17 protein-coding genes are annotated in these 20,073 nt (G+C 35.3%); 13 read left to right on the forward strand and 4 right to left on the reverse strand.

Going from position 1 to position 20,073, the window contains the following annotated elements; genetic code table 11:
• Positions 1 to 79 precede the first annotated feature (79 nt).
• The 10 genes from CC92_RS0120025 to CC92_RS22885 all read left to right on the forward strand — a co-directional run bounded on the left by CC92_RS0120025 (position 80) and on the right by CC92_RS22885 (position 12,798).
• A complete protein-coding gene (locus CC92_RS0120025) occupies positions 80 to 2,434 on the forward strand; it encodes an ABC transporter substrate-binding protein (RefSeq protein ID WP_029501745.1) in 2,355 nt (784 codons plus the stop codon).
• A 300-nt stretch (positions 2,435 to 2,734) separates the two neighbouring features.
• The gene (locus CC92_RS0120030) at positions 2,735 to 3,721 is read left to right on the forward strand and encodes an ABC transporter permease (protein ID WP_029501744.1); all 987 of its coding nucleotides are present in this window, start codon (positions 2,735 to 2,737) and stop codon (positions 3,719 to 3,721) included.
• Between the two features lie 81 nt (positions 3,722 to 3,802).
• Positions 3,803 to 5,614 carry an ABC transporter permease gene (locus CC92_RS0120035; protein ID WP_029501743.1) on the forward strand — a complete coding sequence of 604 codons (1,812 nt, stop codon included), beginning with the start codon at positions 3,803 to 3,805 and terminating at the stop codon, positions 5,612 to 5,614.
• Between the two features lie 9 nt (positions 5,615 to 5,623).
• Positions 5,624 to 6,784 carry an ABC transporter ATP-binding protein gene (locus CC92_RS0120040; protein WP_029501742.1) on the forward strand — a complete coding sequence of 387 codons (1,161 nt, stop codon included), beginning with the start codon at positions 5,624 to 5,626 and terminating at the stop codon, positions 6,782 to 6,784.
• Position 6,785: 1 nt separating this feature from the next.
• The gene (locus CC92_RS0120045; RefSeq protein ID WP_029501741.1) at positions 6,786 to 7,814 is read left to right on the forward strand and encodes an ABC transporter ATP-binding protein; all 1,029 of its coding nucleotides are present in this window, start codon (positions 6,786 to 6,788) and stop codon (positions 7,812 to 7,814) included.
• A 329-nt stretch (positions 7,815 to 8,143) separates the two neighbouring features.
• Complete coding sequence (locus CC92_RS21265; protein WP_034218357.1) at positions 8,144 to 8,671, forward strand: hypothetical protein; 528 nt, start codon at positions 8,144 to 8,146, stop codon at positions 8,669 to 8,671.
• Positions 8,672 to 8,955: 284 nt separating this feature from the next.
• Positions 8,956 to 10,575 (forward strand): putative DNA modification/repair radical SAM protein, encoded by a 1,620-nt coding sequence (locus tag CC92_RS0120055; protein WP_029501740.1) that lies wholly within the window; start codon positions 8,956 to 8,958, stop codon positions 10,573 to 10,575.
• Positions 10,576 to 10,680: 105 nt separating this feature from the next.
• Positions 10,681 to 11,589: a TIGR03915 family putative DNA repair protein gene (locus CC92_RS0120060; RefSeq protein ID WP_051650598.1), complete on the forward strand. Its 909-nt coding sequence runs from the start codon at positions 10,681 to 10,683 to the stop codon at positions 11,587 to 11,589.
• A gap of 51 nt (positions 11,590 to 11,640) precedes the next feature.
• Complete coding sequence (locus tag CC92_RS0120065; RefSeq protein ID WP_051650597.1) at positions 11,641 to 12,453, forward strand: DNA alkylation repair protein; 813 nt, start codon at positions 11,641 to 11,643, stop codon at positions 12,451 to 12,453.
• Positions 12,454 to 12,513: 60 nt separating this feature from the next.
• Positions 12,514 to 12,798: a hypothetical protein gene (locus CC92_RS22885; RefSeq protein WP_029501737.1), complete on the forward strand. Its 285-nt coding sequence runs from the start codon at positions 12,514 to 12,516 to the stop codon at positions 12,796 to 12,798.
• 86 nt (positions 12,799 to 12,884) lie between these two features.
• Here CC92_RS22885 and CC92_RS21965 read toward each other — a convergent pair whose 3' ends face one another.
• On the reverse strand, positions 12,885 to 14,075 hold the full coding sequence (locus CC92_RS21965) for a GNAT family N-acetyltransferase (protein ID WP_051650596.1): 1,191 nt from the start codon (positions 14,073 to 14,075) through the stop codon (positions 12,885 to 12,887).
• A gap of 185 nt (positions 14,076 to 14,260) precedes the next feature.
• Here CC92_RS21965 and CC92_RS0120080 point away from each other — a divergent pair, with 185 nt between their 5' ends.
• Positions 14,261 to 14,605, forward strand: coding sequence for a phenylpyruvate tautomerase MIF-related protein (locus CC92_RS0120080; RefSeq protein WP_029501735.1), 345 nt, complete (start codon positions 14,261 to 14,263; stop codon positions 14,603 to 14,605).
• A 4-nt stretch (positions 14,606 to 14,609) separates the two neighbouring features.
• On the opposite strand, the gene CC92_RS0120085 is transcribed toward CC92_RS0120080, so the two are convergent.
• Positions 14,610 to 15,008 carry a putative ABC transporter permease gene (locus CC92_RS0120085; RefSeq protein ID WP_029501734.1) on the reverse strand — a complete coding sequence of 133 codons (399 nt, stop codon included), beginning with the start codon at positions 15,006 to 15,008 and terminating at the stop codon, positions 14,610 to 14,612.
• 289 nt (positions 15,009 to 15,297) lie between these two features.
• Between CC92_RS0120085 and CC92_RS0120090 the strand changes: the two genes are divergently transcribed.
• Both CC92_RS0120090 and gdhA read left to right on the forward strand, forming a co-directional pair.
• Positions 15,298 to 15,795 (forward strand): CYTH domain-containing protein, encoded by a 498-nt coding sequence (locus CC92_RS0120090; RefSeq protein ID WP_029501733.1) that lies wholly within the window; start codon positions 15,298 to 15,300, stop codon positions 15,793 to 15,795.
• A 302-nt stretch (positions 15,796 to 16,097) separates the two neighbouring features.
• On the forward strand, positions 16,098 to 17,432 hold the full coding sequence (gene gdhA, locus CC92_RS0120095) for an NADP-specific glutamate dehydrogenase (protein WP_029501732.1): 1,335 nt from the start codon (positions 16,098 to 16,100) through the stop codon (positions 17,430 to 17,432).
• Between the two features lie 192 nt (positions 17,433 to 17,624).
• On the opposite strand, the gene CC92_RS0120100 is transcribed toward gdhA, so the two are convergent.
• Both CC92_RS0120100 and CC92_RS0120105 read right to left on the reverse strand, forming a co-directional pair.
• A complete protein-coding gene (locus CC92_RS0120100) occupies positions 17,625 to 18,869 on the reverse strand; it encodes a GerAB/ArcD/ProY family transporter (protein WP_029501731.1) in 1,245 nt (414 codons plus the stop codon).
• Positions 18,859 to 20,064, reverse strand: coding sequence for a Ger(x)C family spore germination C-terminal domain-containing protein (locus tag CC92_RS0120105; RefSeq protein ID WP_029501730.1), 1,206 nt, complete (start codon positions 20,062 to 20,064; stop codon positions 18,859 to 18,861). The genes CC92_RS0120100 and CC92_RS0120105 overlap by 11 nt, the downstream gene beginning before the upstream one ends.
• Positions 20,065 to 20,073 lie beyond the last annotated feature (9 nt).

Raw genomic sequence — 20,073 nt, forward strand, 5'->3', positions numbered from 1 at the left:
ACAAAAGTAGTTAATCATGTTAACATTCTCAATATTCTGGGACATACATCTATGACCTGATGAAAAGGAGAGAGAGACTATGAAAAAATACAAGTTTAAAAAAGCATTGTCTATTTTTCTTGTTTTATCCATGTGCGTTGCATTGGCAGCTTGTGGAAAGAAAGATAATGGCAATCAGTCAGGGGAAAACCCAAGTGACGGAAACACTACAGATCAATCTAGTGATAAACCTTTAGTAGTTGGTTCCCTAGAATTTAGTGAAAAATTCAGTCCATTTTTTGCTGACAGTGGTTATGATATGGATATCGTAGAGTTAACACAAGTTCCTATGCTAACTATGGACAGAACCGGTGGCGTAATTTTAAATGCTATTGAAGGTGAAACTGTTCCTTATAATGGTACTGATTATCTTTATCAAGGCGTAAGCAATATTACGGTAAACCATGATGAAGCTAATAATAAAACCACTTACAATATTAAGATTCGTGATGACATCAAATTTAGTGATGGTCATGTAATGGATGCAGATGATATTATCTTCTCCTATTATGTATTATCTGATGTTAGTTACGACGGAAGTTCTACTTTATACTCTGTTCCAATCGTTGGTATGTTAAACTACCGCAAGAATAATACTAACGCAGAGAATACTGTAGTAACTGAGGAAGAAGTTGCTAAGGAGCTTGCTAATTTAAGTGATGCATCAAAAGAAGCAATCAATAAAGAAATTATTGCGCCAACCTTAGTTTCAGAGCTTGAATGGGTAAAAGGTCTTTATGGTAATGAATCTTACAAAGAGTACACAGATAAATTCCCAGTAGCAAAAGATTTATTTGCAAACTTCTACAGTGTAGATGAAAGCTATGATGCTTCTAAAGTAGAAGATGAAGCGAAGGTTTTAGAAGAAATTACTGCAGCTTACGGTGCAAATTATCAAGCACTTGGTAATGCATATGCAGGAGATGAAACTTACTTTGATGACCAGGTAAAAGATATTGTTTCTAACTTGTTATTAGAGGAGAAACTTTCCAAAGGTGGAGAAGAAGTTCCTAATATCGAGGGTATTAAGAAAATCAGCCAGACTGAAGTTGAAGTTATAACTACTGGTTTTGATGCTTCTGCTATCTATAAGATTTGTGGTATTTCTATTTCTCCAATGCACTACTATGGTGATGAGTCTCAATATGATTATGAAAATAATAAGTTTGGTTTTACTAGAGGAGATTTATCTTCAGTAAAAGAAAAGACTACAAAGCCTATGGGAGCAGGTCCTTACAAATTTGTAAAATATGAAAATAAAGTTGTTTACCTTGAAGCTAATGAAAATTACTACAAGGGAGAGCCTAAGACAAAGTATATTCAGTATAAAGAAACATCAGAAGCTGATAAGATTTCCGGTGTTGGTACAGGTACTATTGATATCGCAGATCCATCCGGTAGTGTAAACGCTTTTGAAGAAATTGCAAACTACAATTCTAATAAAGAATTATCTGGTGATAAGATTGTTACTAACACAGTAGATAATCTTGGTTATGGATATATCGGTTTAAATGCAGATACAATGAAAGTTGGTGACGATCCAGCTTCTGAAGAATCTAAGAATTTAAGAAAAGCATTTGCTACAATTTTTTCAGTATATCGTGATGTGACTATTGATAGTTACTATGGCGAAGTTGCAAGTGTTATAAATTATCCTATCTCCAATACTTCATGGGCAGCTCCTCAGAAATCTGATGAAGATTATAGAGTGGCATACTCTCAGACAGTAGAGGGTAAAGATATTTATACAGCAGATATGACTGCTGATCAGAAATATGAAGCAGCTCTACAGGCTACTATTGATTTCTTAAAAGCAGCAGGATTCACATTTGATGAAGCAACTGGTAAGTTCACTAAAGCACCAGAAGGTGCTAAGCTAGAGTACGAAGTAATCATTGGTGCAGGTGGACAAGGTGACCATCCTTCCTTTGCAATTCTTACAAAAGCAAAAGAAGATTTAGCTAAGATCGGTATTACATTAACAATCAATGATCCATCTGATTCTAATATTATGTGGGATAAGTTAGATGCTGGAACACATGAAATGTTTGTTGCTGCTTGGGGAGCAACTGTAGACCCAGATATGTATCAGATTTACTATAGTACCAATATCATTGGTAAAGGTGGTTCCGATTCCAATCACTATCATATCGCAGATGCTCAGTTAGATCAGTTAATTTTAGATGCTAGAAAGAGTGCTGATCAATCATACAGAAAAGCAACCTATAAGACTTGTCTTGATATTATTCTTGATTGGGGTGTTGAAATTCCTGTATACCAGAGACAGAACTGTATCATCTTCGGTGCAGATCGCGTAAATATGGATACAGTTACTCCTGATATCACCACATATTGGGAATGGACAAATGATATTGAAAAGCTTGAAATGAAATAAAGCTCCAGCCATTTACAATACGTGAATGGTTTACCAATTCAACTTGTTTTGTATTCGGACAAAGGTCAAATTTGTACACAAACGTCTGAGAGCGTTAAGATGTCTGCTGGCGTTAGAACGTCGGCAGATGTTTGAGAAATTGTGCAGTTTGGCCTTTGTCCAAAATAAGCTATCCACTTCATATTTCTATATAGCTAAATGAACGGGAGTTAGGGTAACCAATTGATAGTACAAATTTAGTGGGTGATGGTTTGGGTTGCAGGTGAGCAAAACATAAAAGTAGATAGTGAGAGGTTTATTATGTGGAAATATATTGTGAAAAGAATTTTAACCAGCGTGGTGATTTTGTTCTTTGTATCATTGATCATTTATACAATCATTCGCTGTATTCCAACTTCCTACATCGAAACACTAGCGAGAGAAAGAGCCTCTCTTCCGGGAGCCAAAAGCTATACTGAATGGTTAGCACAATTAAATGCTATGTATGGTATGGATTGCGGAATTATTGAGGGATTTTTCCGTTGGGTGGCATCAGCAGTACGCGGTGAATTCGGTGATTCTTGGTATTTTAATATACCTGTTACAGCAAAATTTGCAAGTGTTATTTGGGACTCCTTTTATCTTGGAGTAGTGGCATTTGTATTACAGATTATAATTGCGATTCCTCTTGGTATTCTCTCTGCTAGAAAGCAGTACAGTAGAACAGATTATGCAATCACGGTTGTTGCCTTGATTGGTATCTCTTTACCAGGATTTTTCTTTGCAACAATTCTTAAATTAATCTTTTCCATCAACCTTGGATGGTTTGATTTATATGGAAAAGTTGGACGTTATTATGACCAGTTAGATGCATGGGGGAAATTCCTCGATGTCGCGTCTCATTTTGTGTTGCCAATTGCAACATTAACAATTATTAGTGTTGGTAGCTTGATGCGTTATACAAGAACCAATATGTTAGAAGTATTAAATTCGGATTTTATCCGAACAGCAAGAGCTAAGGGTCTTTCTGAAAGTACAGTAATTAATAAGCATGCTTTTAGAAATACGCTGATACCAATTGTAACGATCATTGGTGGTACACTCCCTGGATTATTTGCAGGTGCTATGATTACCGAAACATTGTTCCAGATTCCTGGTATCGGTTATACCTCTTATACGGCCATGACGAATGGTGATATTCCATTCTTTATGTTTTACATGACATTTATGGCAGCTTTAACATTGATGGGTAACTTAATTTCCGACATTTTATACGCAGTGGTAGACCCTCGTGTACGTGTAGGATAAATTTAACCAGTTATAAAACAAGAGCAAAGATGAGTCAGATTATTTCTTACTTGTCATCAATTAAAGGCAGAGGGAGCACTTATGGAGAATAAAAATGAAAATAACAAGCAGAATCGAAATAATGATTCGCTTGTTCAAAATAATAAGCCTGCCAAAAATGAGAAAACAATGAACCAAACGGTAGAAAAAAAGATGACACTCGATGATGATCAAAGAGTAAAAGTTTTATCTCCTTCCATGTTGGTATTTAAGAGATTTATTCGTAATAAACTCGCTATTATTGGTTCGTTTATCATTATTGGTATGTTTTTGTTTGCATTCGTAGGCGGATTTGTAAGCCCATATGACGAAAGTCAGGTATTTATGGGGTATGAATCTATGTCAAAAGAATATGCAAGCGTTACTAAGAATAAAGAGTTTCGTTATACGATAGTAGAAGGAAAGGACTTTCCATCTGCTGTGAAAGCAGAAGTAATCCTTGCGGTAAAATCTGGTGAAAATCAATTTACTTCCATGGGTAATGTATATGCTTTAACGAAAGAAGGCGAGAATCTTTATAGAATTTCCCTTATGGATAAGTATGCAACTGCTACTATTATTCGTGGAAATGCGAATATAAAAGTAGAAGATGGTAAAACATTGACAGAGGGCGTAAAGAGCGCTTTTTTAGCTGCAATTGAAGCAAAAGAAACTAACTTTACTGTTGATGGAGTTACCTATCAGGTGTCTCAACAAGGTAAGGAGTATTCCTTAGGTGTTCTTGATGATATCGCATTAGCTTCTCATAAGATTTTAGATGCATACAATCCAGATACAAAACTTAGTATTGATTTCAAACTTCAAGCGGAAAAAGCGTTTAATGAAGGAAAAAGTAGTTTTGAGGCAGATGGTGTAACATATAATATTGAGTTAGAGGGAAGTTCAGCAACAATCTATGTAAATGAAAATGGAAATCGAGTAAATTATGCTCAGCTTTCTGACTTCGTTGTAGCACCAATTGACAATGACGTTTTCCTTGATGTTGAATTTAAGTCCTTAATTCAACAAGCAATTAATAATGGTGAAACTTCATTTACTCATGCCGATGCTGAGGGAAAAGAAGTAGTTTACACAATCGAACGTAAAAACGAGCAGTATACAGTGAAAGCAGACCAACAAACTCAGTTAATCCAGATTTATGAAGAACCAAGTAAGTCACACTGGCTTGGAACCGATGGAAATGGTATGGATATTATGACTCGTTTAATGTATGGTGGTCGTGTTTCCTTAATGATTGGATTTATTGTTGTAGCAATCCAGACAATTCTCGGAGTAGTTTTAGGTGGTATTGCAGGTTACTTTGGTAAGTGGGTGGATAATCTTATCATGCGTATTGTTGATATATTTTATTGTATACCTACCCTACCACTTGTAATCATTTTAGGTTCTATCATGGATTCATTAAAAGTACATCCACAGGTACGTATTTATTTCTTGATGATTATTATGGGGTTACTTGGATGGCCTGGCATTGCTCGTATGGTACGTGGACAAATTCTTTCTCTTCGTGAACAAGAATTTATGACAGCCACCGAAGCGATGGGTATTTCAATTCCAAGAAGAATCTTCCGTCACTTAATTCCTAATGTAATACCACAGTTAATCGTTATGGCAACTATGGGTCTTGGTAGCATTATCTTAACAGAGTCTTCTTTAAGTTTCTTAGGTATTGGTGTTAAGTTCCCATATGCTTCTTGGGGTAACATTATAAGTGCGGTATCCAATGTTCATGTAATGACAAATTACTGGTTTGTTTGGATTCCAGCTGGTTGCTGTATTCTCTTAACCGTATTGGCATTTAACTTTATTGGTGATGGGTTACGTGATGCGTTTGACCCTAAGATGAAAAGGTAGGTGAAGCAAATGTCAAAAGAGAAGAAAACCGCAAAAAAAGCAAATTATATCTCAGGTAAGGAATCGAGAAGAATTTCTCGTGAGAATAGAAAAATTACAAGAGTATATGAAAAGAAACTTAACCGTAGAAATATACCAAAAGAAGAGTATATGACTCAGATGAAGGATAGCAATAATGTTGTTGAGTTTGATAATCTTCATACTTACTTCTTTACAGATATCGGAACGGTAAAGTCAGTAAATGGTGTATCATTTGATATTCCGATTGGTAAGACAGTTGGTGTTGTTGGAGAATCTGGTTGTGGGAAGAGTGTTACAAGCCTTTCTCTTATGCAATTAGTACAGCGACCTCAAGGACAGATCGTTGACGGAGCAATTCGTTTTAATACAGGGAAAGATGTCTATGATATTGCAAAGACACCTATTTCAGAGATGCGTAAATTAAGAGGAAATCAGATATCTATGATTTTCCAGGAACCAATGACAAGTCTTAACCCAGTATTTCGTATTGGACCTCAAATTGATGAAGTAATTGAACTTCACAATAAGAGTATGGCAAAGAAAGAAGTTCAAAGCCGTTCTGTTGATATGTTAAAACTAGTTGGTATTGCAAATGCAGAAGGTGTATATAAGATGTACCCTCATGAACTTTCTGGCGGTATGAGACAGAGAGTTATGATTGCGATGGCACTGGCATGTAATCCTAGATTAATTATTGCGGATGAGCCAACAACCGCTCTAGACGTTACAATACAGGCACAGATTCTTGATATCTTACGAAATCTTAAGAATAAAATTAACAGCTCTATTATGTTAATTACACATGATTTGGGTGTAATTGCTGAGATGGCGGATTACGTTGTGGTTATGTATGCTGGTCGTGTCGTTGAAAAAGGTACAGTTGCAGAAATCTTCGATAATCCAAGTCACCCTTATACCATTGGTCTTATGAATTCAAAACCAGTTGTAAATAAAATTGTAGATCGTTTGTATAGTATACCTGGTAAAGTACCAAATCCAGTTAATATGCCAAATTACTGCTATTTTAAAGATCGTTGTGAGCGCCATGTTGCGGCATGTGATGGTGCTTATCCTGGTGAAGTAAGATTATCAGATACTCACGTTGTATCCTGTTATCGCTATTCCGAAGGTAAAGGAGGGGAGGCATAATATGGAGAAACAAGTAAAAAATAAAAATGCAGAAATGCAAGCAAAAGGCAACGAAGATTTTATTCTTGAAGTACGTGATTTAAAAAAATACTACCCGATTAAATCGAGTGTATTAGGTGGATCAAAAAATTATGTAAAAGCTGTAGATGGTGTAAGTTTTAACATTAAGCGAGGAACTACCATGGGCTTAGTTGGTGAGTCAGGTTGTGGTAAAACAACAATCGGACGTACCATCTTAAAGCTTCAAGAAAAGTCCGGTGGTGAGGTTATCTTTAACGGACAAGATATTCACAAGCTTTCCAAGAAAGAGTTGCGTGCACTTCGTCCAAAGATGCAGATTATCTTCCAGGATCCTTATTCTTCACTTTCTCCAAGATTACCAGTTGGTGAAATCATTGGAGAGGCAGTAAGACAGCATAAGATTGTTCCAAAGGAGGAATTAAACTCCTATGTTGATAAGATAATGGCTTCCTGTGGATTACAGAGCTTTCACGCAGATCGTTATCCACATGAGTTCTCAGGTGGACAAAGACAGAGAATTTGTATTGCAAGAACACTTGCCCTAAATCCTGATTTTGTTATCTGTGATGAGCCGGTATCTGCTCTTGATGTTTCCATTCAAGCACAGATTATCAATTTGCTTAAGGATCTTCAGAAGGAATATAATTTAACTTACCTATTTATCAGTCATGACTTATCTGTAGTAGAGCATATTTCTGATACAATCGGCGTTATGTATCTTGGTACCATGGTTGAGTACGGTGATAAGGTAGATATCTTTAAAGAACCATTACATCCGTATACAAAGGCGTTATTTAGTGCGATTCCTATGCCTGATCCACATGCGAAGATGAATCGAATTATACTACAGGGAAGTATTCCATCTCCTGCAAATCCTCCTACTGGTTGTAAGTTCCATACACGCTGTAGTCATTGTATGGATATCTGTAAGACAGAAATACCTCAGCCAAATGAGGTAGGTGAGGGTCATATCGTTCGTTGTCATCTATATAACTCAAAAGAAGTTTAATTATTAGGAATAAAACCTTAATCCAAATGATAAAGAAATAGCCAGCACAAGTAAGCAAGTGAACCAGAACTTACTTGTGCTGTTTTTTAACCTCATTAGGTAAGTCCTTACCTGTTTTTAAAGGAGTTGAGCTCCTGTTGAAATGACACATAGTGCCAATGAGGTAGAGCTGTTAGTTTAAGCGGATTGCGAATATCCGTTTTGAATCATCACTAATGTTTGACTTTTCTTACATGTTTTAGTAATTTTAGAACATACTAAAGTTAAGTGAAATAAAACTCCTATTTTGCAGGTGTAATTTACATGTATGAGGGGAGAATGGAGGGACTATGAGTAAGAAAGAAGAGATGGGCATTGACAATGAGTATTCTATGGGAATGCCTGAAAAGGTTGGATTAGATCATCTGGATACGAATGAAGTGTTTTTTTCTCAGAATTTCGACATCGTGGATGAATCTAATATTGCAGATAAACCATACTATATGGACGGAGCTCCGAACGTAGGTGCGACAACAGGAGTGTCACCTGATATCTTAGATAGAGATGTAAAAAAAGAAATTGGGGATGGACGAGTTTACGATGAGTTCACAGCTGCTAGAGAAGAAGTTTCATTTACACAAGGAGAATTTGTTGATGATGGTAGAAAACTTGCAGATATGAACATCGAAGCTTTTCCATGGTATCATAAACAGTTAGAAGAAGAGGAACTTAGAAAACGTCAAGCTGTTCCTGAGTTAAATGGTAGAGAGACGCGTAAAGTTATATTTAGTTCCTTGTTAGCAGCTCTACTTGTTGCTGGTGTATTTATAGGTGCTTTAGCGCTATTTTTATTATTTTGTATTTATGTTTGGTTTTAAGTACTCAATTGATTAAAAAATTATAAGGCTTATGTCTTGTTTCCTATAAAGTTTATGTTAATATAGTATGCTCCCTTTGAGATAAAGAGCTAGTTAAATTGCATCCTATAAGTGATATTTTTATTATCTATCTTATAGAGGCACTTTAGGCTGTTTATAAAAAAGGGAGCATTTTATACGATAGAACATCAAAAAATACGGAATGGATAGGTTGCAATCTCTTGGAGATAATGATATAATAACATCGAACATAAGTTCGAAAAAAATCGCCATGAGAGGGTCTTATGATTATACAGGAATCGATGACAATTGAACAAAAGCTTTCGATACTTTCAGATGCTGCTAAATATGATGTTGCATGTACTTCTAGTGGTGTCGGTCGTGATGGAAAGGATGGTAGCATTGGAAATACTGTAGCAAGTGGAATTTGTCATGCTTTTTCAGCAGATGGAAGATGCATTAGTTTATTAAAAATTTTATTTACAAACGAGTGTATCTACGACTGTAAGTATTGTATTAATCGCGCGTCGAATGATGTTCCAAGAACAACATTTACTCCTGAAGAGGTATGTAGTCTTACGATGGAGTTTTATCGTAGGAATTATATTGAAGGGTTATTTTTAAGTTCTGGCATCATTAAAACTCCAAATTATACGATGGAACTCATAGGTAGAACCCTAAAGATGCTACGTACAGAATATCATTTTAATGGGTACATTCATTGTAAAGCAATTCCTGGTGCTGATGCGGAACTTATTGAAACAATAGGGTGGTTTGCAGACCGTATGAGTGTAAACCTAGAACTACCGACGGCTGAAGGGTTAAAATTATTAGCGCCTCATAAAAACCGAAAGAATATACTAAATCCTATTCGCCAGATACAAGCTGGTATCGAAGAGAGTAGAGAAAATTTTGGTATGATGGGTGGTAACAAGGGTGCTTATTGGCATACGAGAAGAAAGCTAGATCAAAAATCGATTGCTCAGAAAAGAGAAGAGGATGCCTTACTTCATATTGGACATAAAGACCAGATAAGAAGAGTAATTGAGAGTAAACCAGAGAAAAGTGTTGGGTTTTCAAATCGTATACTTACAGGGTGGGAAGATGAGAAGGAGTCAAAGATTCTAACGCCGAATCATCGTATATATCAAAGTAGCCAAGGAATATCAAGTAATATAGAAACTCCTACTCTGATAACAAAACCTGAGGGACTATCCATGTGGAATCAGTTTGGCGGAAATCGTGGATTTGTGCCAGCAGGTCAGAGTACTCAGATGATTATTGGTGCTACCGGAGAGACCGACTATGAAATTGTTCATGTAACGGAAGCATTATATCAGAAGTTTGATTTAAAGAGAGTTTTTTTCTCTGCATTTATTCGAGTAAATGAAGATAATGCATTACCAGTATTATCTGGGGGACCTCCCTTATTAAGAGAACATCGGTTATATCAGGCAGATTGGTTATTACGGTATTATGGTTTTGAAGCTACGGAGCTTTTAACGAAAGAAAGGCCTAACTTTAATGTGTTTTTTGACCCGAAATGCAATTGGGCGATAGGGCATTTAGAACAGTTCCCGGTTGAGGTCAATACTGCAGATTATTATACTTTACTTAGAGTTCCTGGTATTGGTCCTAAGTCAGCAGGGCGTATTGTGAAAGCAAGGCAGATGGCAAAGCTTCGATTTGAAGATTTGAAAAAAATTGGAGTTGTGTTAAAACGTGCACTTTATTTTATAACCTGTAGTGGGAAGATGATGTATCCAACTAAGATAGAAGAAAATTATATAACCAATCAGATGCTCCAAATAAACGAAAAGCTACCTAGTCATATTACGAATGGCGGTATCACATATCAACAATTATCACTGTTTGATAATCCTCAGATGCTTAGTAATGGATAGAGGTTTAGTTTTTTGAAAAACGTTGTTTATCATCTGAAATTAAGTGCTGACGCTCAAATTTTCTTCTGTTATTAGAAGTCAATAAGCGCCGGAATAGAGGTTAACATGAAGGAAAAGCGAATTTATCAATGTGAAGATAGTTTAGAAGGAATCTTTTCAGCTGTTTATATTGCATGGGCATCAAGATATGGACATGATAATATAGAATTAGAAGTATTAGGCATGGAAGAAGAGTATAATTTGAGATTATTTTCGGAATATATCATGGTAGAGAGCAACCCAGAGAATGCTTCTAAAGTAGCGAATTCAATTAAAAAAAAGATATCCGCTCATGCTTATCAAATGGTAGCTAAGGCTGCATTAAGTAATGATAAGAGAAAGGCAAATGCTATTTATCACTTCTTAGTACGTGGGTTTGCGTACGGTGCTAAAGTAGAAGATCATTTATCTGATCCATATGTTCAAATAATTTTTGAATTAAATCGAAATGTGGGAAATGATGCTCACTTGTATACAGGATTTGTTCGATTTACAGAACTCGATAATGGCATATTATTTGCTAAGATAGAGCCTAAAAATAATGTTCTTGAAATTATAACACCTCATTTTGCGGATCGCCTCTCCAAGGAAAATTTTATGATTTTGGATGTGAAACGAAAAATTGCTACAATACACAGAAGTTATTCTACCTGGATTTTGACTACCATTTCAGATGAGGAATTAAACACGTTACTTACTGTTACAGAAAAAAAAGAAAAATATGAAAAACTTTGGAAAACATTTTTTGAGAGTATTGCTATTAAAGAGAGAGAAAACAAAGTATGCCAAAGGAATCATGTGGCTATGCATTATCGTAAGTATATGACAGAGTTTATGGAAGATAAAGAAGATAAGGTAGACAAGGAAGATAAGGTAGACAAGGAAGATAAGGAAGATAGGGTAGATAAGGAAGATAGGGTAGTTAAGGAAGATAAGGTAGTTATAGAAGTTAAGATAGAAAATGAAGGTAAATAAGAATAGGTAGATAAATTAAATGCATTTAAGTATATAAAGGGAAGTAAAATAATGGATAGAGAGCTCCTTGCTAACGGAAATATTAAGAATAAAAAATTATCCCCAAGGGATGAGATGATAACAAATTGGGTAAGCGTTTTATTTGATGAAAATACGTATCAATGTTTTCTTGAATTTTTATTAAGCATTGCAGATGAAAAGTATAAAGAATTTTCTAATAAACTTATTCCTCAGGTAAATAATATTCTTGGGATACGTCTACCTTACTTACAAAGAATAGCGAAGCAAATTGCTAAGGGAGATTATAAGGGATTTTTATCCTATCGAAATATTCAATACTTTGAAGAAATAATGGTACGAGGGTATGTTATTGGGAATATATCCAATCAATCAATCGAAGAAATAAAAGAAATGATTCATCATCATGTGCTTAAACTTGATAATTGGTCAACTTGTGATTCCTTTTGTTCCTCCTTAAAAATTGCCAAAAAATATCCGAATGAAATATTTGAACTAATTTTACCATATGCTAATTCAAAGGAATGTTATGAGATAAGATTTTTTATTGTCATGTGCTTGAATTACTACATAGAGGATGAACATATTAGTTTAGTAGACGAAGTTTTGCAATCTATAAGCAGTGATGAATATTATGTTAACATGGCTATTTGTTGGGCTTATACCGTAATATTTCAATACGATACTAATCGAGTATATCAGTACTTAAAGAAGTTGAAACAAGAATTAGAGATAGAGCAAAATTGTAGAAAACGTTTCCTATTACGAAAAACAATATCAAAAATATGTGATTCTAGGAAGATAACGGCAGAAGAGAAAGCCATTGTTCGTTCTTATCATGTATAAACCTTTCGTGGTGTGGAATACTAAGCAAGTAAAGAAATATTACTTGATAGGAGGAGACTCATGAAGAAGAAATTGTATTTCTTAATGGCCGTTGCCATGTTAAGTATGTTCGCGATGACTGCTTGTTCAAACACTGACGGTGCGAACAATGGTAATAATGCAACATCTACGCCAGCACCTGGTAACAATAATAATAACGTTACACCAGGAACGAATGGTACAAATGGAACGAACGGTACCAATGGTACAAATGGAACGAATGGTACAAACGGAACAAATGGAACGAATGGTACAACTTTAGTTCCAACAACAGCACCTACAACACATCCAACAAAAACACCATAAAAGAATTAACTTTCCTAAAAGGGTCTGATTCAGTTATGACTGAAGCAGACCCTTTCTATGTTTTATTTTGTGCTTTTTGAAGGTTTTTATTCTATGTTTGGATTTTCTATCACATATAAATCACAGTTTCTACCTTTATGGAATATTTCATTTTCTAATCGCATACCAATATGCATCGCAACTTTTAAAGAGTGAGTATTTTTTTTGTCTATGACCGCAACGATACGAGGAATATGAAGTTCATAGAAAGCATATTCTAGGACACTCTTAGTACATTCAATAGCATAGCCATATCCCCAATGATCTACATTAAGTAAATATCCAAGTTCAATTTCAAAACGTCCATTTATTTCGGAATTTTGTATACCACATCGTCCAATTAATTCCCCAGTTTCTCTGCTAAAGATTCCCCAGAACCCATATCCATAGAAACTATAGACATTTTTAATATATGCTTTGTGTTTTTCTATCTCTTCTTGCAGATAATCATCTATATCATCGATAAATTCATGAACCTCTGGTTGCTGATAGATGCGATACATTGAAGCAATATCATCAACACTTAATTCACGAATGATAAGACGTTCTGTGTTAGCAATCGTAACTGGTTCACCATGAGATCGTTGATACACATTATTTAAATAGGAATAAGTGATTTCTTCAAAACCTTCTATAATAATATCAGCACCGCTTAAATCTTGATTTCCAGAATTCTCATTATAATAACCTACACAAGTCATACCAGCTGCTTTTGCAGCGGTAACACCATTGTATGAATCCTCAATTACTAAGCATTCTTCCGGAGAAACGCCAAGTAAGCTGGCTGCCTTTAAAAAAATATCCGGAGCTGGTTTAGAATGTTTTAAATCCATTCCAGATACAAATTTGTGAAAATAAGACGAAAGGTTTAGATCTTTTGCAGTTCGTTCAATCTGATCCATTGGAGAAGAACTTGCTATGGCTAGTTTAATTGGATGTTTTGATAGATTCTTAATTAAATCAACCACATAAGGAACTGCTGGATAACTTTCTTCTAGCTCAAGTTGCTTTAGTACATTATGTTTTACTTGAATCACTTCTTCTGGATTATTTGGTAAGTTAAAATCATTGACAAGTACTTCAACCATATAACGGTCTGTATTTCCAATAAATTGATAACAATATTCTTTAGATAAATCAAGTCCAAACTGTTTCATTGCTATCTGGAATGCTTTACAATGCAATGGTTCACTATCTATAATAACTCCATCCATGTCAAATAAAATCGCTTTTAACATAGGACTCACTCCAATCTTTTTCATTAGACCTAGCTTACCATTTTTTGCGATACATTGCAAGTTTATCGGTAATCATGCAGTTGAAATAGGTTTGAAGTTTAAAGACTATGGATAAATAAGGTGTAATTTGATATAATAGTAAAAGAAAAATTAGACAAATACTTCATAAGGAAGGAGTTATCGATATGCCATTCATTAATTCTAAAGTTAGTATGAAGCTAACAAAAACCCAAGAGGAGACGTTGAAACAAAAGCTTGGTAAAGCAATCGAGCTAATCCCAGGAAAAAGTGAAACATGGTTAATGATAGGTTTTGAAGATGAATACAGTCTCTATTTTAAAGGGCAAGCTTTTGAAAAAATTGCGTTTGTAGAGGTGAAAATATTTGGAAAGGCAGATAGAGCAGCATATGAAAAATTAACTAACGCTATCTGCAAAATCTATGATGAAGTCTTACAGATTCCTTCTGATAAAGTTTATGTTACCTATCAAGAGGTGGAATATTGGGGTTGGAATGGGATGAATTTTTAAATCCTTACGAATTGCGGTTTAGTATTTTTTCAAAATACAATCCAGCAAGGAACCATGCTGGTAGATAATCAAAGCGGATGACACCTTTAAAATTAAGTTTAGCCTTACTGTAATCCCATGGACACGCTTTCATTTTTTTTAACAAGGTACCGGTAAGGTACTCCATTGAAAGAATTCCAAAAGCATAGATGGAACCACGACAAAAGGTACAACGCTTTTTTAAAACTCTACTGACAGGAGTAATAAAGGCTGCAAGTCCATAGATTGGAAACATCCATATAGAAGTATGGCATGATAAAGTTTTGTCCTTACGTTCTAGTGAGCAAAGACCTGTCCAAAAGCATTCCATACACCAACCACTAAGACCACATAAGATAAAGTCGGTAAAAAAATTCTTTTTCATAATCATTTGCCTCCTTTCTGCTTGTTCTTCTGCTGATAATGTAAAGGTAATATAGAAGTTGCTAAATAGATGCAAAACAAGATACAGTTGAAGTAAAGTAGGACTATTGAAGTATTGGTCCCGTTTTCCTATAGTATCTGTAAGATCTAAGGAAGGTATGCATCAATCTCGGTATTACCGAAGTTTTAAATACAATTTAAAGGGATATCGGTAGGATGAAAAGCGAAAAGGATTCTATTTTTTATTATGATGTATTTCATTTTTTATATTTCATGTAAGGAGAGACATAGTGGAAATTGAACGTAAATTTAAGATAACGAAGATACCTGATAACTTAGAACAATATAATAAGAAGGAAATCATACAGGGTTACTTATGCACAGAACCTGTAGTAAGGATTCGAAAAAGTAATGAAAAATATCTGCTAACTTATAAAAATAAATCAAACTTAAATCAGGAACATGCCGTCATAAGTGATGAAGTTGAGTTACCATTGACGAAAGCTTCATTCGAACATTTGCTTACTAAAGTAGACTCTGAAGTTATTAAAAAAACTAGATATCTGATTCCTCTTTTACAGGGCTATACTGCTGAACTTGATATATTCCATGGCAAATTAAGTGGACATATGTTTGTTGAGGTTGAATTTCCAAGTGAAAAAGATGCGATAGAATTTTGTAAGCCAGATTGGTTTGGAGAAGATGTGTCGAAAGATATACGATATCGTAATTCCTACTTAATATCAATATCAAGCCTTGCAGAACTTCACTTGGATGTGGATGAGTAAAGGAATAAAAAATTTAAATATGAAAAGACTAAAGGTATAAATAAATTTGGAAGTATTGCTTTGTGCACTTTAACGAAATAATGCATAAAAGTTTTATCACTTTAACGAAAGAAAACAATTGACATTTATCGTTTTTTTGTCTTATAATTGAACCTAAGCAAAGACGATGGGGTAGTTGTGTTTTTTAACTACGCCCATTTTTATTTTTGCCCTTTTGTATTAAGAGATAACAGTAGACGTTTAATTGGGATGCGATACGTTTTGAACTGTTTTAGGATTAAAATGAAAAGGAGAGAAAAGTCATGGGATATGTTGATGAAGTAATCGAGAGAGCGATTGCCAAAAACCCGGGAGAGCCAGAGTTTATTCAAGCTGTAAAGGAGGTTCTTAACTCCTTAAGACCAGTGGTTGATGCAAATGAAGCACTGTACAGAAGAGAGGCAATTTTAGAACGTTTAATTGAGCCAGACAGACAGTTTAAGTTTAGAGTACCTTGGGTTGATGACAAAGGTCAGGTACAGGTTAATACGGGATACCGTGTTCAGTTTAACAATTCTATTGGACCTTACAAAGGTGGATTACGATTACATCCATCTGTAAACATTGGTATTATTAAATTCTTAGGTTTTGAACAAATCTTTAAGAACTCTTTAACCAGTTTACCAATTGGTGGTGGTAAGGGTGGTTCTGATTTTGATCCTAAGGGCAAGTCTGACCGTGAAGTTATGGCATTTTGCCAAAGTTTTATGACGGAGCTTTGTAAGTATATCGGAGCAGATGTTGACGTTCCAGCTGGTGATATCGGTACAGGAGCAAGAGAGATCGGTTACATGTACGGTCAATATAAGAGAATTCGTGGTATGTACGAAGGCGTTTTAACAGGAAAAGGTCTATCCTATGGCGGTTCTTTAGTTCGTACGGAAGCGACAGGATATGGTTTATTATATTTAACTGATGAGATGCTTAAGTGCAATGGTATCGATATTGCTGGAAAAACAATTTGCATCTCTGGTTCTGGTAATGTTGCTATTTATGCTACTCAAAAAGCACAAGAGTTGGGTGCTAAGGTTGTTACATTAAGTGATTCTACAGGCTGGGTTTATGATCCAGAAGGAATTGATTTAGCTGCAATCAAAGAAATTAAAGAAGTAAAGCGTGCTCGTTTAACGGAGTACAAGAACTACAGACCAAACAGTGAATACCATGAGGGTAGAGGTGTATGGTCTGTGAAATGTGATATTGCACTTCCTTGTGCTACACAAAATGAGTTATTGTTAGAGGATGCGAAAGCACTTGTTGCAAATGGATGTAAAGCAGTTGCCGAAGGTGCTAATATGCCTACGACATTAGAGGCTACTGAGTATTTACAAGAAAATGGCGTATTATTTGCGCCTGGTAAGGCTGCAAATGCAGGTGGAGTTGCAACTTCAGCACTTGAGATGAGCCAGAACTCTGAAAGACTTAGCTGGAGCTTTGAAGAAGTTGATGCTAAGTTAAAGGGTATTATGGTAAACATCTTCCATAACATGGACGATGCAGCAAAACGTTATGGTTTCGAAGGAAACTATGTTGTTGGAGCTAACATCGCTGGTTTTGAGAAGGTCGCAACAGCTATGATCGCACAAGGTGTTTGCTAATAAATAGAAAAGAGTGATAATGGATTTGTTTTGAATGTCTAACACTGATACAAACATATAAAAAGGAGAAGCGGTTTACCTAGAAACTAGGCGAACCGCTTCTTTTTCAATCAAAACATATACTTTTTCAATCAAAACATATGAATCTTTAAGCAAATATAAATCACATTTACATTATTTTACTTATATTTCTTATCTCACCTCTTGGTTGCACTTCTTCTTTCTTGCGATTCGTTGGATAAAACATACGATTCCAAGAAGTGAAGGTAAAACATATTGAAAGACCAGATTAATAGGCATCATATAAGATAAGAAAAATTCATCTAGTTCGTATTGTGTTATCTCACGTAAAAAAACAAAACAACAGCTAACCAGCACTAGTGGAGCACCGAGGCATAACAATAAGGTGGTATGCCTTGATGGAGATACAATATTTAATGGAGCATTCGATTCCTCTTTTTGCGGTTCTTGTCCCTTTTTTTGAAAAACGAAGCTAAGGCAAGTAACACTAATGAGTGCAAAGACACAGACAGCTGTAAAATCTGAAACAATACAAATTAGAGTAATAAATGCATCGAATCTTTCAAACGTACTTAGGATAGAGACACCTTTCACGGATTGATAGATCGGATAAGTGAAGTTTTCTGTAAGTTTTGGTCCGTTGATACAAAGGGATAGTAGAATTGAGGCGAAGCACAATAATGTAAACTGTAAGATACATCGGTATAGCCTTGTTTGAAAGGTATGATATCTCTTTTGTTTGCAACGGGTATCAGAAGCGTAGTTGGACTCAATATCACAAGGCAATTCAGGTTTTCGCTCAATGTTACCTAAAAAGAAAAGCAATAACATCAAATTCCCACCAACGGATGCAATGGTTGGAATTCTTCGCATATTATCAGTTAAAGAGCCAATACTAATCGTTTGCAGATATTCTGTATGGAAGCTTGGTACTGCAAAAATAAATAAGATACCTAGGAAAAATATTGCGGGCAAGAATAGAAATTCAGAGAAACGTAGTATTGTCTTACTTCCTTTGGAAAATGCATAAACGCAAAGCAAGAATAAAAAACCAAGTAAAATTTCTGCGGATATGGTTGGAAGAAGAGTCGTTTGTAGTAATGTTGAGTAAGAACTAATTTTAAATAAAATCACTAAGATACTCCAAATAGCATAGACAAGGAGAATAAACTTAGCTATTACAGTTCCCACCAACTCACTTAGTATTTCTAAGAGTGTATATCCATGATAAGCATATAATACCTGATACATAAGCCAAGCAAAGACACAGCCAATGACACCATAATACAACACAGAAACATATCCGGTAGAATCTCCAGAGGGAGCTAGTAACCCCGGCAATCGTGAGAATATCGGAGTAATCGATAATAAAAGAAAAGTGTACGTGAATTGTCTAAGAGTTACATTATTGTCCATAAGATGCACCTGTTTCTATCATATAATTTTTACCTAATTGAGAATGCGCTGTATACCGAAAGTTCACTGTCTCTATCTGAAAATCAGGAACTTCTTTCGAGGTAAATCCTTGCTCTTTGTACTTTTGGCTGGCTCGATTCTCTATATCAAGCAAGTCTACCTTATGTGTCTTCATATAGCCTGTCAGCATAGCGAACTGACTTTGCATATATTGGTTTTGCCTTGTAGTTAGCTCTCTTATTTCTTCTTTTTCATATAAAGAAGGTTGGCTTGTCGCTTCTTTAATATCGGTATCGAATTCAAGATTTATATCAGTGATAATGTCGTTCCCTTTGTTTGATACATCAATGTTACATTTGTATTTGGTAATTTCTAAAGCAATCGTAGAATTTACTTGGTTTGTAAACGCTTGCAGACTATCGCTATCCGTTAAATTTTTCATCTGATCCGTTTGATGATAGGAGAGATAAATTGGGTAAGATCGAACTCTATTTCTAGCCAAATCTAACAAGGAGGACATGGAAGTACTTAGGTATTGATAAAGGGAGTCACCTTTAAAAACGGCATAGCCTGTAATATAAAGAGATTGATTATCTTCCGTAAGATAAGGTAACAGTAGATTTCTTTTATTATCCGACAGAGCATTTAACACATCAAGTAATGTATTATCGGTCTTTTTTAATAGTTGTCTCTGCTTTGTGTCAATTGCTTGTAGTTCCGATATAATGTTTCTTTCTTCCTCTAAACCACGTAAGATAAAATCATGGATATTAGAGAGGGGAAGAAGATAAACGGAGGCATTCGTCTTAGTGGTATGCTCCCTGACAATGTAATCGAGCCCCTTAAGAAGCCCGCCTTTGCAAACAGTATCACTTACCAAATAATAATTCGTGTGTGCAATGGTAAGAGGATTTCGATTTTTTAGTTTTAGGTTTTCAAAAGCTGCATAGACTGTGTCACCGCTACCACTTATGGTAAGTGGAGTTGTACTGTCGCCAGAACCTGCAGCATCAGTATAGATAGCGGTAACGAGATAATTTGTCGATGACTTATCAATAGCAATGATTCGTACCAGGTCTACACTGCTAATTTCCTGGCGGTTCATATTGATATAGCATAAATAGAGTAGAAGCAGTATAGCGAAAAAACCTAATATTTTAAGATGATGATAGGTGCGGTGATTTGATTTATTCATAAAGCAATA

This window comes from Lachnoclostridium phytofermentans (assembly GCF_000733755.1).
Lineage (GTDB): Bacteria > Bacillota > Clostridia > Lachnospirales > Lachnospiraceae > Lachnoclostridium > Lachnoclostridium phytofermentans_A.

What these genes read in the sequence shown, in the direction of transcription:
- CC92_RS0120080 (WP_029501735.1), top strand. Translation starts at nt 14,261, where the DNA reads ATGCCATTCATTAATTCTAAAGTTAGTATGAAGCTAACAAAAACCCAA.
- CC92_RS0120085 (WP_029501734.1), bottom strand. Translation starts at nt 15,008, where the DNA reads ATGAAAAAGAATTTTTTTACCGACTTTATCTTATGTGGTCTTAGTGGT.
- CC92_RS0120025 (WP_029501745.1), top strand. Translation starts at nt 80, where the DNA reads ATGAAAAAATACAAGTTTAAAAAAGCATTGTCTATTTTTCTTGTTTTA.
- CC92_RS22885 (WP_029501737.1), top strand. Translation starts at nt 12,514, where the DNA reads ATGAAGAAGAAATTGTATTTCTTAATGGCCGTTGCCATGTTAAGTATG.
- CC92_RS0120100 (WP_029501731.1), bottom strand. Translation starts at nt 18,869, where the DNA reads ATGGACAATAATGTAACTCTTAGACAATTCACGTACACTTTTCTTTTA.
- CC92_RS0120060 (WP_051650598.1), top strand. Translation starts at nt 10,681, where the DNA reads ATGAAGGAAAAGCGAATTTATCAATGTGAAGATAGTTTAGAAGGAATC.
- CC92_RS0120035 (WP_029501743.1), top strand. Translation starts at nt 3,803, where the DNA reads ATGGAGAATAAAAATGAAAATAACAAGCAGAATCGAAATAATGATTCG.
- CC92_RS21265 (WP_034218357.1), top strand. Translation starts at nt 8,144, where the DNA reads ATGAGTAAGAAAGAAGAGATGGGCATTGACAATGAGTATTCTATGGGA.
- CC92_RS0120045 (WP_029501741.1), top strand. Translation starts at nt 6,786, where the DNA reads ATGGAGAAACAAGTAAAAAATAAAAATGCAGAAATGCAAGCAAAAGGC.
- CC92_RS0120030 (WP_029501744.1), top strand. Translation starts at nt 2,735, where the DNA reads ATGTGGAAATATATTGTGAAAAGAATTTTAACCAGCGTGGTGATTTTG.
- CC92_RS0120055 (WP_029501740.1), top strand. Translation starts at nt 8,956, where the DNA reads ATGATTATACAGGAATCGATGACAATTGAACAAAAGCTTTCGATACTT.
- gdhA (WP_029501732.1), top strand. Translation starts at nt 16,098, where the DNA reads ATGGGATATGTTGATGAAGTAATCGAGAGAGCGATTGCCAAAAACCCG.
- CC92_RS21965 (WP_051650596.1), bottom strand. Translation starts at nt 14,075, where the DNA reads ATGTTAAAAGCGATTTTATTTGACATGGATGGAGTTATTATAGATAGT.
- CC92_RS0120040 (WP_029501742.1), top strand. Translation starts at nt 5,624, where the DNA reads ATGTCAAAAGAGAAGAAAACCGCAAAAAAAGCAAATTATATCTCAGGT.
- CC92_RS0120065 (WP_051650597.1), top strand. Translation starts at nt 11,641, where the DNA reads ATGGATAGAGAGCTCCTTGCTAACGGAAATATTAAGAATAAAAAATTA.
- CC92_RS0120105 (WP_029501730.1), bottom strand. Translation starts at nt 20,064, where the DNA reads ATGAATAAATCAAATCACCGCACCTATCATCATCTTAAAATATTAGGT.